The 12,739-nt window shown below is 63.3% G+C and carries 15 protein-coding genes; 9 read left to right on the top strand and 6 right to left on the bottom strand.

The window, feature by feature from the left end; genetic code table 11:
- Window positions 1-8: 8 nt before the first annotated feature.
- The gene (locus J2Y68_RS04980; protein WP_309990498.1) at window positions 9-782 is read right to left on the bottom strand and encodes a GntR family transcriptional regulator; all 774 of its coding nucleotides are present in this window, start codon (window positions 780-782) and stop codon (window positions 9-11) included.
- Between the two features lie 135 nt (window positions 783-917).
- Here J2Y68_RS04980 and J2Y68_RS04985 point away from each other — a divergent pair, with 135 nt between their 5' ends.
- Window positions 918-2,378 carry an MFS transporter gene (locus tag J2Y68_RS04985; protein WP_309990500.1) on the top strand — a complete coding sequence of 487 codons (1,461 nt, stop codon included), beginning with the start codon at window positions 918-920 and terminating at the stop codon, window positions 2,376-2,378.
- An 80-nt stretch (window positions 2,379-2,458) separates the two neighbouring features.
- Window positions 2,459-3,460: a nucleoside hydrolase gene (locus tag J2Y68_RS04990; protein WP_309990502.1), complete on the top strand. Its 1,002-nt coding sequence runs from the start codon at window positions 2,459-2,461 to the stop codon at window positions 3,458-3,460.
- A 70-nt stretch (window positions 3,461-3,530) separates the two neighbouring features.
- On the opposite strand, the gene J2Y68_RS04995 is transcribed toward J2Y68_RS04990, so the two are convergent.
- From J2Y68_RS04995 to J2Y68_RS05005, 3 genes are all read right to left on the bottom strand, one after another.
- Window positions 3,531-4,283 (bottom strand): ArsR/SmtB family transcription factor, encoded by a 753-nt coding sequence (locus tag J2Y68_RS04995; protein WP_309990505.1) that lies wholly within the window; start codon window positions 4,281-4,283, stop codon window positions 3,531-3,533.
- 62 nt (window positions 4,284-4,345) lie between these two features.
- Window positions 4,346-4,843 (bottom strand): DinB family protein, encoded by a 498-nt coding sequence (locus tag J2Y68_RS05000; RefSeq protein WP_284986022.1) that lies wholly within the window; start codon window positions 4,841-4,843, stop codon window positions 4,346-4,348.
- Complete coding sequence (locus J2Y68_RS05005) at window positions 4,840-5,271, bottom strand: VOC family protein (protein ID WP_309990509.1); 432 nt, start codon at window positions 5,269-5,271, stop codon at window positions 4,840-4,842. Before J2Y68_RS05005 ends, J2Y68_RS05000 begins: the two co-directional genes overlap by 4 nt.
- Window positions 5,272-5,345: 74 nt before the next feature.
- Between J2Y68_RS05005 and J2Y68_RS05010 the strand changes: the two genes are divergently transcribed.
- Together J2Y68_RS05010 and J2Y68_RS05015 are read left to right on the top strand one after the other, a co-directional pair.
- Complete coding sequence (locus J2Y68_RS05010) at window positions 5,346-6,035, top strand: hypothetical protein (protein ID WP_309990513.1); 690 nt, start codon at window positions 5,346-5,348, stop codon at window positions 6,033-6,035.
- On the top strand, window positions 6,035-6,721 hold the full coding sequence (locus J2Y68_RS05015) for an SDR family NAD(P)-dependent oxidoreductase (protein ID WP_309990517.1): 687 nt from the start codon (window positions 6,035-6,037) through the stop codon (window positions 6,719-6,721). Before J2Y68_RS05010 ends, J2Y68_RS05015 begins: the two co-directional genes overlap by 1 nt.
- On the opposite strand, the gene J2Y68_RS05020 is transcribed toward J2Y68_RS05015, so the two are convergent.
- Entirely contained in the window at window positions 6,692-7,222 is a 531-nt protein-coding gene (locus tag J2Y68_RS05020; RefSeq protein ID WP_309990518.1) for a GNAT family N-acetyltransferase, read from the bottom strand. The two genes, J2Y68_RS05015 and J2Y68_RS05020, sit on opposite strands and share 30 nt — an antisense overlap.
- Before the next feature lie 157 nt (window positions 7,223-7,379).
- Window positions 7,380-7,784: a hypothetical protein gene (locus J2Y68_RS05025; protein WP_309990521.1), complete on the bottom strand. Its 405-nt coding sequence runs from the start codon at window positions 7,782-7,784 to the stop codon at window positions 7,380-7,382.
- A 268-nt stretch (window positions 7,785-8,052) separates the two neighbouring features.
- Between J2Y68_RS05025 and J2Y68_RS05030 the strand changes: the two genes are divergently transcribed.
- The 5 genes from J2Y68_RS05030 (at window position 8,053) to J2Y68_RS05050 (ending at window position 12,735) form a co-directional block, all read left to right on the top strand.
- A complete protein-coding gene (locus J2Y68_RS05030; RefSeq protein ID WP_309990524.1) occupies window positions 8,053-8,790 on the top strand; it encodes a GAF and ANTAR domain-containing protein in 738 nt (245 codons plus the stop codon).
- A gap of 94 nt (window positions 8,791-8,884) precedes the next feature.
- On the top strand, window positions 8,885-9,145 hold the full coding sequence (locus J2Y68_RS05035; protein ID WP_309990527.1) for an SHOCT domain-containing protein: 261 nt from the start codon (window positions 8,885-8,887) through the stop codon (window positions 9,143-9,145).
- Between the two features lie 117 nt (window positions 9,146-9,262).
- Entirely contained in the window at window positions 9,263-10,627 is a 1,365-nt protein-coding gene (locus tag J2Y68_RS05040) for an MFS transporter (RefSeq protein ID WP_309990530.1), read from the top strand.
- 221 nt (window positions 10,628-10,848) lie between these two features.
- Entirely contained in the window at window positions 10,849-11,844 is a 996-nt protein-coding gene (locus J2Y68_RS05045; protein ID WP_309990533.1) for an NADP-dependent oxidoreductase, read from the top strand.
- A 45-nt stretch (window positions 11,845-11,889) separates the two neighbouring features.
- Window positions 11,890-12,735, top strand: coding sequence for an alpha/beta fold hydrolase (locus tag J2Y68_RS05050; RefSeq protein ID WP_309990536.1), 846 nt, complete (start codon window positions 11,890-11,892; stop codon window positions 12,733-12,735).
- The last annotated feature ends 4 nt before the right edge of the window (window positions 12,736-12,739 follow it).

The raw sequence follows: 12,739 nt of genomic DNA on the forward strand, positions 1-12,739 counted from the left end.
GGGAGGTTTCAGGAGGACTGGATGACGGAAAGGTGCCCGGCCTTGGCGGCCACGAGGCATTTGGCGAGGTAGAACGGGGAGCCGTTCCGGCGCACGTATTGGGTGAGGACCAGTACGGGATCGGACGGGCGGAGTCCCAGTAGCTTGGCTCGGCTTGGACCAGCCGTGCTGAGGCTGATTTCGCATTCGCCTGGGCCAAGGGTCACGCCGGGCAGTTCGCTCAGTACCTCCAGCAGCGTGGAGGCGGAAAGTGTTGGTGCTTCGGCGGCCTCAGCCAGCGGAGCCGCTTCGGGTATTTCCTGCGACACGTTTTCCTGCAGGTGGGCCACGGGTTCGCCGTCGCGGATGAGCACGCTTTCCCAGAACCAGACATCCTGGGCCGGCTCCACGCCCACACCTGGCGCCACGAATTCCGAGGCCGGCTGTTTGATGGCCGCTACCCGCTTGACCTGGATGTCCTGGTCCGGCCCGCCGAGAAGCTGGTCGAAGGGCCGGATGTGTTCGATCCCAATCCGCGGCAGCGAGTCTGCCACGAAACGGCCAACCCCTCGGCGTGCGCGGGTGAGGCCGTCTTCTTCCAGCAGCATCAGCGCTTCGCGGATCACGGTACGGCTGACGTCCATCATGGTGCCCAGCTCTGTCTCCGTGGGAAGCAGCGAGCCCGGCGGCAGGATTTTGGTCCTGATGGCCTCGGCGATGCGGGAGTAGGCCGCGACGCGCAAGGGCTGCCCTGGTTGGGTGGCGATGGGTCGGGACAGGAATTTGACGGCGTTGTCTGTCAAGGGTGCCTCACTCGGGATGGGTTACGGATACTGTACCGGATCGATGTGACAGGTTGCACAAGCTCGTAATACATGCTTGTATAACAACTCACATCTCGTGGCGCCGCCCCGCGCCCTCGGACAAAGGAGTTTGATGTGAACATCCCCACCGCCACAGGCACGCAGGCTGTAGACCCGCAGTCCCCAGCCTCAGCCGACACCGGAGCAGCCGGCACAAAGACTGACGCGGGTCGCGTCCAGGGCAAGGCCGCCGCCCTGCTGATCACCACCCTGGTGCTTGCTGTCCTGGCGTTCCAGCTCAACGCCAGCATGATCACCCCGGCCCTCCCGCACATCGGCTCCTTCTTCGGTGAGTCCCCGGAAGCCGTAGCCCAAGTGCAATCCATGTTCTTCCTTGCCGGTGCCATTTCAGGTCCAGTGATCGGGCGCTGGAGCGACTTCATCGGCCGGCGCAATGCACTCCTGCTGGTCCTGGCGATCATGGGTGCCGGTACGGTGCTGTGCATCTTCGCCCCGAGCCTGCCGTTGCTGGTGGCCGGCCGCTTCATGCAGGGTGTTTCAAGCGCCATCTTCGCTCTCTCCTACATCGTCCTGAACGAGTACCTGCCTGCCCGGCTCTTCGGTACATCCATCGGCATCATCGCTGCCATCAACGGTGGCGTCGGTGGCGTGGACGGCTACTTCGGCGGGCTCATGGCAGAGACCCTGGGCTTCCAGTCGATCTTCGTCGCCGTGCTGGTACTGGCCGCGATCGCCGTCGTCTGTGTCATCAAAGTGGTCCCGGGCGGTAAGTCCGCCGTCGCTCCGGGCCGGATGGACTGGTGGGGAGCGGGATCGCTGTCCGTGTTCCTGGTGTTCATCACCTACTTCGTGTCCACGGGTTCCTCCGCAGGCTGGACCTCACCGGCAGCTCTCGGCTTGCTGGCTGGCAGCATCGCGTCCTTCACGGCCTTCTGGCTCATCGAAAAGAAGCGCGAAACCCCGTTGGTTGCAGTCCACCACCTCCGTTCGCGCCAAGTGTGGCCCGTTATCGCCACCACCGTGCTGACGCTTGCCGGCATCTTCGCCATCATCAACTTCACCGTGGTGCTGCTCAGCCAGGACAAGGAAAACGGCTTCGGTCTCTCCGCGTCCGTTGCGGCGCTCCTGTTCCTCACCCCCGCCGCGTTGATCGGCGCGTTCGCTGCACCGCTGGCCGGTTGGATCGCCGACCGTCGCGGCTGGATCAAGACCGTTCGCGTTGGCACCGCCACCAGCCTCGCCTGTGCGATCGTGGCCGCACTGTTTGCGCACAACCAGGTCGCAGTCCTCATCGCCATCGCCGCGCTGGGCATCTTCTACAACGGCTTCTTCCTCACCGCCATCAACGGCCTGTCCGTCCTGCTTTCGCCCAAGGAAGCGCCGGCCGCGTTGCCGGGCATCAACGGCGCCTCTTTCGGGATCGGGGCGAGCCTCGGCGTCGTGATTGTTGCGCCGTTCGCCGGCTTGGGCACTGCGGCCGGCTACTCCACGGCCCTCTGGATTTCGGTGTCCATCACAGCGCTGGCGTTCATTGTTAGCCTGTTCATCGCAGCGCCGAAGGGCGAAAAGATCTAACGCACGACGCCGGGCAGCACCTCCCGCATCCCGGCCCGCCGCCGATTCATTCCAGTCCGCTACACCTGAAACGAGAGATCATGACCCAGCCCGCACCCTTCTTCCTCGACTGCGATACCGGCATCGACGACGCCCTCGCCCTCGCGTACCTCCTCGCCTCCCCGTTGGCGGAGCTCGTGGGTATCGGCACCGTGAGTGGCAACGTCAGTGCAGCCGGCGGGGCCCGGAACACCCTGGACCTGCTGAACCTGGCAGGCCACCCGGACATCCCCGTTGCCATCGGTGCGCACGATCCGCAGGTGGGTACGTTCCACGGCGGCGCTCCGCACGTGCACGGCGACAACGGCATCGGTGGTGTGGACCTGGCCCCGTCAGGCCGCGAACCGGTGGAAGCCACGGCTGCCGAACTGTTGGTGCAGCTGGCCCACCAGCACGCGGGGGAGCTGCGCCTGGTCGCGATCGGTCCGTTGACCAACATTGCCGAGGCCCTGCGACTGGAACCGAAACTGCCGGAACTGGTCGCGGAGATCACCATTATGGGTGGCGCCGCGCTGGCCCCGGGCAACATCACAGCCGTGGCCGAAGCGAACATTGCCAACGATCCCGAAGCTGCCGCCGAGGTTCTGGCCGCCGACTGGACCGTCACCATGGTGCCCTTGGACGTCACCATGACCAATGTCTTGGAGGAAAACCACCGTCAGGAGCTGCTCGCCACCGAACACCCGGTTTCGCAGGCCCTCGGTGAAATGCTGGGCTACTACTTCGGCTTCTACGTCGACATCTTTGGGCGTGCTTGCTCGGCAATGCACGATCCCCTCGCCGCGGCCATCGCCGTCAGGGGAGTGGAGCTTGCCTTGGCTCCCACCGTTCGCGTCCAGGTGGACACAACGGATGGGCCCGGCCGCGGCCAGACGGTCTGCGACCTCCGCGGACAGTACGCCGGTTTCCCGGAACAACGGGGCGCGCGCTGCCGGGTGGTGCTGTCCATCGGGGAGGACTTTGCTCCGCACCTGTTGGGCACCCTGCAGGCCGCTTGGCTCACGGAAGCTTCGCTTGAGGAATCCGTCGTGCCCGTCGCCTGACTGCCGGGAGACTGAAGGATCGACGACGACGGCGGCAGCGGACCGCCGTCGTCGTCCTCGTTTAAGGCGGTTACGCGTACATGAGGGAGCCGGGCGTGGTGAGTGTTTCGCCCGTCTCCAGCCAGGTCTTCAAGCCTGAAAGGATCATGGGCCAGCCGCCGTAGAGTTGGTCGTTGGCGCCCTCGCGGAGTTGATCGTGCGTGACGGTGAGGTGGCACGAATCGCCGACGGGTTCGATCTCCCAGGTGATCCGTGACGTGCCCTCGGCCTTCACGTCCTCGCCCCACAGCGCGGTCATGGTCTGGACGAGCCGGCGCGGAGGATCAACCTCGATGTTTTCGCCCTCGCCCAGCGGCGCATCGGCTTTGGGGTTCCGCATTTCGAAGCGGCTCCCCGGAGTCCAGTCCGAGGTCAAGGTGTTTCCGAACTGGTACTTGCTCCGGATCTCGCTGTTGGTGATGGCCTCCCACAACCGCTCCGGCGTGGTCTTGATGTAAATCTCGAAGATCTTTTCCATGGGACTTTCCAATCTGGATTTGAGGTCGCTGAGTGCAGCGGCCCATGGTTCTGCGAATTTACTCACCCAGCGGTCGTGGATGAGGCGGATGGGAACCGGGTTCAGGAAATGTAGTTTTTCGCGACCACGACGGCGGGTAACCACCAGCCCTGCATCTTCCAACAGTTTGAGGTGCTTGGCGATGCCGAAACGTGTCATCTCGAAGCGGGCTCCGAGCGCCGAGGCAGACTGGCCATCCTCGCGGAACAGTTCGTCCAGGAGTTCCCTGCGGGTGGGGTCTGCCAGCGCTTTGAACACGGTGTCCATGGCTTCAGAATAGGTGACTGTTTGGTCACGTGTCAACGGTTTTCGGTGGAACTCGATCCGGCCTACGCGTCGGCGTGGGTGATCTGTTCGCGCAGAATGTCCGCATGCCCGCAGTGCTGCGCGAGCTCCCGCAGCATGTGCAGGTACACCCATCGCAGCGGGAGTGGGCCGCGGCGGTTTCCGAGGACAAGATCGTCCAAGCTCAGCTGCGCCGCCGCTCTCCTGGATGCTTCGCACGCCTCCACATGGGCTGCCCGAATGCTGGCGACGGTGTCCTGGTCATCCAGGATGAACGACTCGTCAGGCGACGCCGGGATGCCAATGTCCGCGCGGGACCTGCCAGAGATCGCTTCGTCGAACCACACCTTTTCCACGAAGGTGGCGTGCTTCACCAAACCCAGCAGGGTGGTGCGGGAGGGGACCAGCCGCCGTCGTGCCTGCTCTTCGGTGAGCCCCTCAAGACTGGCGTTCAGCGCCCAACGGTGTTCGTCCAGGAAGGTATCGAACTGGACCCGTTCGCTGTTGTTGATGACGTCCTCCGTTGACGTTGGCGTGCTCATCCGAAAACCACCGTGCCGTCGTCGTTGATTTTCCAACCGGGGTTGTGCGCGACTTCCCAGACGATGCCGTTCGGGTCCTTCACGTGGCCATGGAAGATGCCACCAAACGCACCGGCCTGGGCGGGTTTCACCACCGTGGCGCCAGCAGCCACCAAGGCATCGATGGTGGTGGGCACCTCCGCCGCGCTGCCGACATTGTGGGAGAGCGTGACCCCGCTGACTCCGGACGTGGCGGTGGCGTTGTTGAGGTCCTGATCGAACTTTTCGGCGTCGAACAGGCCGAGCATCAGCCCCGGCGCAACCTGGAAAAAGAGGATCTCGCCAGGGACATCCATGAGTGGGTCCCACCCGAGGCCGACCTTGTAGAACTTGCGGGCGGCGTCGAGGTCCGGCGTGGCAAACGTGATGAAGTGCAGTTGCTGGTCCATACGGGAATAGTAGCGAGAGGGTACGGCGGCCTGTCCTGTTGAGTGCCCGTCCAAGCCGGTGGGAGGATGGAGCAGTGGAACCCCTCTTCGATTTCCTTGGTCATTACTGGTGGCTTATCTTTCCCATCGGCGGCATGGCTGGTGGCTGGGCGCGGTCGTGGTCCAAGGCCAGCGAGGAGCGGCACCGCCGCAAGGTGGAATTGCTCAAGCTGAAGAACCAGCTCGCCGTACATGAGGAAGCCAACCAGGCCGAAGTGGTCTCGCTGATAGCCGCCCACGATTCGGTAAACCACCGCTGGCTGGACTACGAACTCGACGTCGGCAACCTCATCGACTTCCCCCTCATGACCGATGTTCGCGAGCCCCTCACAGTGGCCTTCCTCAAAGCCAAGAAGGAAGCCGACGGCTTGCGGCCGGCGGCGCCTGAGGACCTCACGACGCCGGCCCGGCTCGCCGAGTACCGCACAGCTGTCCACAACTTTGAACTGGCTTTCGATGTTGCCGAGCGCGAAGCCCGACGCATCAAGGACGGCAACTTCAGCGGACCCGAAAGGCAACGGCTGGCAACTGCAAGGAAGCTGCTGCGCATCGCCGAAGACACCGCCGCCACTCCTGCCGAACGACAGACCGCCTACAAGCGTGCCCGCAAGGAACTCGATGGCCTGATCGTGCTCCCCGAGGCCACGGTCGCGGCGCTGGAAGGGAAGATCGCCGGGATGTTGGATGCCCGCAAGGACCCGGACACGGACGTTCGGTTCGCTTGATGGAGGAGTCGCGGCTTGTGGTCGTTACGGGGGCCAGCCGGGGGTTTGGCCGCTCTTTGGCCGAGGAGTTTTGGAATGCCGGTTGGTCGGTTGTCGCTGTGAACCGGACATTCCAAGCACGGGCCGCCAATGACAGGTTTGTGTCGGTGACACACGACGTTCGGCACGACGCCTCCGGCGCTCTCATGGACGCCATCGCGGGCAGGCCCGTCGACTTGATCATCAACAACGCTGCGCAGGGAGCCTCCCACGCCGGATTGGGCTCTATTGCAGCGGAAGGCGTGATGAACGCTGTTGATGTGAATGTTGCCGGCCCGCTGAGGATGGTTCAGGCAATCCTGCCAAATCTGTTGGCCGCAGCCGATCCGGTGATCATTAACGTCACGTCCCGTCTGGGGTCCATAGAGGCGCAGGCACGCGGTGACTTCGCAGATCTCTCCACCAGCTACGCCTACAGAATCTCCAAAGCTGCGCAGAACATGCTGACTGTTTCCCTTGCACAGGAACTCGCTGGCAAAGTGCGCTGTTGGGCGGTCCACCCGGGCATCTTGGCGACCGAGATGGGGCAGCCGGGCGCATCGAAAAACCCTCGGGTCGCAGCCCGCGAGCTCCGGGAACTGGTTGATTCCGGCGATCGAACGTCGCCGCGCTTTGTCTCACTCGGGGCCGCCGACCTTGCCTGGTAGCCAGGCCAACTCCATGCCCATCACGGTCCGGGTTACCGGGCCATCCGTGTCTTTGTCGACTTGGCGCATGCCTATCCGTTCAGCCACTCGGCGGGAGGCTGCATTTTCGGGGTGAATGATGGCAACAAGTGAGCGCGCCTTGACCACGTCCCGCGCAAATTCAAGGCAGGCCGTAGCTGCTTCCGTGGCGTAACCCCGGCCTTGGAGGTCCAGGCGCACATGGTAGCCAACCTCAAGCTCGGACCTGCCGTTGACCTTCTGCCATGTCAGTCCGCAGTCTCCGACGAAGTCGCCGGCAAGTGTCTCGATGATCCACAACCCGTACCCGTCCCGGGCATAGTTCGCCTGGTTCCACTCGATCCAAGCCTTTGCTTCTGCACGACTCTTCGGCGCCGGGTAATAGGTCATGACGTTCGCGTCGCCGAGCATGGCGCTCATGGCGTCGAGATCATCCATCGTCATCTCGCGGAAGCGCAGCCGCGTGGTCGGTTGTGGGGGCACGCCTTCAGCCTACCCACCGAATTTCCCAGGCAAGGCGTTCCTTCACCACCCACTTTGGAAGCTCGGACCCCCTGCTGCAACCGGAATGGGTTGCCGGGCAGGGGATGCCAGTTCAAAGTGGGTGGTGGACGAGCGGAGGTCTTACGACGGAAAGCTCTTAGCCCCGGCCCATGCTGGTGGACGGATCCCCGCCACCCTCTGAGGGGTCTGCGCGGAGGTCGTCCGGATCTCCGTCGGGCAACCCCGCCGGTCCGGGGACGTCTCCCGTGGCCGCCGGAACGTCCTCGCCGCGGTGGGTTCCGCCGTCGGAATCCGACGACGCGGCGCGAGTCCCGCTGTCGGGTTCGCCCGGTGCGCGGCGGCGGCCCGTGGGCCGGTTCTCCTTGGATGGCAGGTCCTGGTCCATTGCGTTGGAGCCTTCGCTGATGGAGGAGTGGACCTGGATGTCGTCGTCTTTCTCACCCGGCTCGGGAACCTGCTGGTCGTTCACCGGCTTGGATGTGCCAGCCAGATCTTCCATTGCGTTTTCTGTGGCCTTGCGAATGCTGTCTTCGACGCCCATGAAATGACTCCTTTGCAGAAATGGTCCGGAGATCGAACCCGGCTCACATAGTAAGCCTACTTAGTTGTCACTCAAGTGTCACCCTGCCCGGGCTTGACACGAAGGCTGTAAGCAGGTCGCGTCGCTGCAGGTCAGGGCGTCCCGTGCTGAACTTTGTACCGTCGATCGTTGGACGTTATGGTTATGCAAGACCGTTTTGCAGAGGGCGGCAAGTTTCGCTCCTTTGCTGTCTGCTGGGGACGCATTTCAGTCAGTAGGAACGTGTCATATGTCTAACCCACGCCCCGAGCAGGAAGCTCTCCAAAACGGATACTTCCTTGATCTGGTCCTCGGCAGCGAAGATGTCGAGGCGTTCCTCACAGATCTTGCGGCATTTTCCTCCGAGAGCCTCTCCCACGATACGGCCCCCGTTTTCTGCGGCATCACGGTGTTGCGTCGGAAAAAATCAGCTACAGCGGCCAGCAGCGACGAGCGCGCCCGCGTCATGGATGAGCTGCAGAGCGAATATGACGGCCCTTGTTTGACGGCCATGGACAAGCTCACATCTGTCCTGGTCCCGGACCTTGCTAGCGAGCATCGTTGGCCGGACTATGTTGAAGCGGCGTCGCAGCAGGGCCTCGGATCCATCCTGAGCGTGCCGCTCCTGGTTGAAGGCGATACCCGTGCCGCACTGAACCTCTACTCGGAACGCACCCACGCTTTCGGCCCGGATGACGTGGAGAGGGCAGAAGTTTTCGCGTCGCACGCTGCCAAGTCGCTTCGCCTTGCGTTGAAGATCGCCCAGCTCAGCGATGCCCGGAACGACCTCGCCGCCGCGATGCAGTCGCGCACCGTCATCGACCTTGCGGTGGGCGCCATCATGGCCCAGAACCATTGCAGCCAGGAAGAGGCGTTCACCATCCTCCGCACCGCCTCGAGCAACCGCAACATCAAGCTGCGGCACCTGGCCCGGTCCATCATCGCGGCCGTTTCCTCGGGTAAGGTCACCACCCACTTCGAGGAGTAACTCAGGGGGACTTTCGCCTCTGTTGGACTGCGCCCCTGGGGGCGAAAGTGAAGTCCTGAAGCGGCTGGCGCGCCGCAGTGAGCAGGAGGCAGCCATGATGTATTGGAATGGGAACATGGGCGTCTGGGGGTACGCGCTGATGGCCGCGAGTTTCCTACTCTTCTGGGGGGTCATCATCACCGCAATAGTCCTCTTCGCCCGGTTCATGGGATCCAGCAGCCGGCGGTACGTGGGTGGACTTCCCGGAGTCGGGGGAGCAGAGGACGTACTCGCAGAACGATTTGCCAGGGGTGAAATCGACGACAGCGAATACACTGCGCGCCTGACTGCTCTCCGACGAAGCCGCGGGGCCTGAGTATTCCAGGTTTTGTGTGGGTGCCAGCCGTGATGATCCAGCGAGAATGTCACGTCGTGGGTCCGCCCAGCGAACCTGTTTCGTGACCCGAGGCAACAATGGAGCAGACTTGGGTAGGTGACCGCCAACAACCCCCGCCCCGGCCTCGCGATCGCCGCGCTGAGCCTTGGGACGGCGCTGAACCCGCTGAACTCATCCATGATCGCTGTTGCGTTGGTGGTCCTGCGGGAGCACTTCTCGCTTGACGTTGCCACGGTCACTTGGGTTATCACGTCGTTCTACCTCGCCTCCGCCGCCGGGCAGCCGTTGATGGGCCGGCTCGCCGACCGCTTCGGCCCCCGCCGACTCTTCATGTTCGGCATGGCGCTGGTGGCGGTCACCTGCGCGATCGCCCCGTTCCTGCCCAACTTCGCGCTCGTCTGCGTGGCCCGCGCACTGATGGCTGTTGGGACCGCGACGGCGTACCCGTCCGCCGTCGTGATGGTCACCGAACTCAGCCGGCTGGCTAACCTGCCGTCCACGCGTCCACTGGGCCGGATCCAGATGGCCAACACGTCCGCCGCGGCTGTGGGTCCTGTGGTTGGTGGACTGCTGGTGAGCCTTGTTGGGTGGCAAGCGCTCTTCGCGATCAATGTGCCCATCGCTTTGCTGGCGCTTTTCGTGGTCCGCTACACGGCGCCCGCGGATGCCGGCCGCGAAACGGGCAAGCTGTCCACCCTGATCCGCGATTCCGACATCCCCGGCATCTTGGCCTTCGTCACCTCGCTCATGCTTGCGATGATGGCGCTGCTCAACGTGATGCCCGGCTACCGGTGGTACCTCCTGGCCGCTGCCACAGTGATCGGGGCGCTCTTCGCCTGGCGTGAGCTGCGCTTCCGTCCGCCATTCCTGGATCTGCGTTTGCTGGGGCGGAACCGTCCGCTGTTGCTGGTTTACTTGCTGTTTATCGTCTTCAGTGGTGTCTACTACTTCGCGTTCTTCGGCCTTCCGCAGTTGCTGCAGGAAGCTGGCCATTACGACGCCGGCGTAGTAGGCCTGCTGATGCTGCCCCTAGCGGCGTTGTCCGTTGTGGTGACGCCGCTGACTGTGCGGTTCATTGAGCGGTACGGCGTCCGGCCTGTACTGATCACCGGCGTTTTGATTCTTACTGCTGCGGCAGGAACGTTGGGCGCGTTGACGTTGACGCTGTGGGCGCCGCTGGTGTTCGTGCTGACCGCGTTGATGGGTGTGCCGTATGGCGTAGTCAGCACGGCCTCCAATCAGGGTCTCTACGTTTCCGCCCGGCCCGAAGAGCGCGGAGTGGCCGCCGGGATTTTCCAGACCTGCCGCTACCTTGGCGCGATCACGGCGACCGTGCTGATCGGCGTGTTCTACGGCCCTGGAGTGAACCAGGCCAACTGGGGACTGATGGTCTTGGTGATGCTGGGGCTGAACGTGCTGGTGCTGGTGCTGGCCGTGATGTGGCGTAAGCCAGCGACGTAACGCTTCAGGCCGGCCATTTCGATGTTTCGCTGCGTATTCGACGTTTCCCACCGTCTTATACGCAGCGAGTCGTCTAAATGGGGCTCAGCAGTCTTACCGGCGCCGTCTCCCGGGGTAGCGTGCGGGCCTCTCCGACGGGGGAGGTCCGCAGCTTCCCTTGCTTAAATAACTGAGTAGACTCATAATTGAGTTAAGTCAGAAATTAAGCACGGGAGACCCACATGAAAGCCTTCGTCCTTAGCCAATACAAGGAACCCCTGCAGCAGATCGACGTACCTGAGCCTGTGCTCGGCGATCACGATGTGTTGGTGGAGGTGCACGCGGCCGGCCTGAACCAGCTGGACGAGAAGATCAGGCAAGGGGAGTTCAAACAGATCCTCCCGTACAAACTGCCGCAGGTTCTTGGTCACGACGTCGCTGGCGTGGTCCTGCAGGTGGGGCCAAAGGTGCGGTCCTTCACGCCCGGCGACGAGGTCTTCGCACGGGCAGGGGACCACCGGATCGGCACGTTCGCGGAGCGCATCGCGGTGGCCGAAGAAGACCTGGCCATCAAGCCGGCCACCATCAGCATGGAAGAAGCGGGCTCGCTTCCGCTGGTGGCCTTGACCGCGTGGCAGGCGCTGGTGGAGCGCGGAAACGTTGGCCCCGGGCAGAAGGTGTTCATCCATGCCGGCGCCGGGGGAGTAGGCTCCATCGCCATCCAGCTGGCCAAGTACCTGGGCGCAACCGTAGCGACGACGGTCAGCGCCGGGAACAAAGACTTTGTCCGTGAGCTGGGCGCTGATGTAGGGATTGACTACCGCGCCGAGGACTTCGTGGAGATCCTTCACGACTACGACCTCGTTCTGGACAGCCTCGGTGGCGAGAACCTGGAACGGTCCCTGAAGGTCTTGAAAAAGGGTGGCAAAGCCATCGGCATCGCGGGTCCGCCGGACGCAGACTTTGCCCGGCAGCTGGGCGGAAACCCTGTGCTGCTGGGTGCTACGACCCTGCTGAGCTCGAGTATCCGCCGCAAGGCCCGCCGCCTGGGCGTTAGCTACCAGTTCCTCTTCATGCGTGCGGACGGCGACCAGCTTCGCCGTATTGCGGGACTTATCGATGCGGGGGAGATCAAGCCGGTCCTTGGCCGGGTGGTGCCGTTCGATCAGACGGCCGATGTCCTTGCTGCCATGGAAAAGGGCGGCGTCCGCGGCAAGACCGTTGTCAGCCACCTTTAGCCAAAAACCTTAAGCCAGCAACAACCACAGGACAGGACGAACATCATGAGCAGCGAACAACAGTCATATTTGCAAGTACCCGCTAAGACCGTGACAGCAGGCGGAGTCACGTACGCGTACAGGGAGATGGGGCCCAAGGGCGGGGTTCCGGTGGTCTTCCTGATTCACCTCGCCGGGACCATGGACAACTGGGATCCGCGCATCATCGACCCCATCGCCGCGAAGCACCACGTCATCACCTTCAGCAACCGAGGAGTAGGCGCGTCCACTGGCACCGTTCCGGACAGCATCGACAGCATGGCCGATGACGCCGCCACCTTCATCCAAGCTCTCGGCTACCAGAAGGTGGATCTCTTCGGTTTCTCGCTCGGTGGAATGATCGCCCAGTCGCTGGTCCTCAAGCACCCCGGTTTGGTACGCAAGCTGGTTCTCGCCGGTACCGGCCCTGCCGGTGGAGAAGGCATCAAGAAGATTATGGGAACCACGTACTACGACGTTCTCCGGGGCAGCCTCACCCGGCAGGATCCCAAGGAGTTCCTGTTCTTCAACAGGAATGCCGCCGGTAAGCCTGCCGCCCGGGCCTTCATTAACCGACTCAAGGAACGCACCACCAATCGCGAGGCACCCATCAAGCTCAGCGCCTTCCAGACGCAACTGAAAGCCATCCGCCGGTGGGGACTGTCGCCGTCGGCCGATCTGGGCGTCATCACCCAGCCGACGCTGATCGCCAACGGAGACAACGACCGTATGGTGCCGTCCGTGCTTTCAAGCGACATGCACCGTCGGATTCCGGGCAGCGAACTGGTCATCTACCCTGATTCCGGACACGGTGGCATCTTCCAATTCCATGACAGGTTCGTCCCTGTAGCCCTCGAGTTCTTGGGCCGCTGATACG

Source organism: Paenarthrobacter nitroguajacolicus, from assembly GCF_031455195.1.
In the GTDB taxonomy this organism is placed as follows: Bacteria; Actinomycetota; Actinomycetes; order Actinomycetales; family Micrococcaceae; genus Arthrobacter; species Arthrobacter nitroguajacolicus_D.

What these genes read in the sequence shown, in the direction of transcription:
- J2Y68_RS04990 (WP_309990502.1), top strand. Translation starts at nt 2,459, where the DNA reads ATGACCCAGCCCGCACCCTTCTTCCTCGACTGCGATACCGGCATCGAC.
- J2Y68_RS04995 (WP_309990505.1), bottom strand. Translation starts at nt 4,283, where the DNA reads ATGGACACCGTGTTCAAAGCGCTGGCAGACCCCACCCGCAGGGAACTC.
- J2Y68_RS05000 (WP_284986022.1), bottom strand. Translation starts at nt 4,843, where the DNA reads ATGAGCACGCCAACGTCAACGGAGGACGTCATCAACAACAGCGAACGG.
- J2Y68_RS05005 (WP_309990509.1), bottom strand. Translation starts at nt 5,271, where the DNA reads ATGGACCAGCAACTGCACTTCATCACGTTTGCCACGCCGGACCTCGAC.
- J2Y68_RS05015 (WP_309990517.1), top strand. Translation starts at nt 6,035, where the DNA reads ATGGAGGAGTCGCGGCTTGTGGTCGTTACGGGGGCCAGCCGGGGGTTT.
- J2Y68_RS05025 (WP_309990521.1), bottom strand. Translation starts at nt 7,784, where the DNA reads ATGGGCGTCGAAGACAGCATTCGCAAGGCCACAGAAAACGCAATGGAA.
- J2Y68_RS05030 (WP_309990524.1), top strand. Translation starts at nt 8,053, where the DNA reads ATGTCTAACCCACGCCCCGAGCAGGAAGCTCTCCAAAACGGATACTTC.
- J2Y68_RS05035 (WP_309990527.1), top strand. Translation starts at nt 8,885, where the DNA reads ATGATGTATTGGAATGGGAACATGGGCGTCTGGGGGTACGCGCTGATG.
- J2Y68_RS05045 (WP_309990533.1), top strand. Translation starts at nt 10,849, where the DNA reads ATGAAAGCCTTCGTCCTTAGCCAATACAAGGAACCCCTGCAGCAGATC.
- J2Y68_RS05050 (WP_309990536.1), top strand. Translation starts at nt 11,890, where the DNA reads ATGAGCAGCGAACAACAGTCATATTTGCAAGTACCCGCTAAGACCGTG.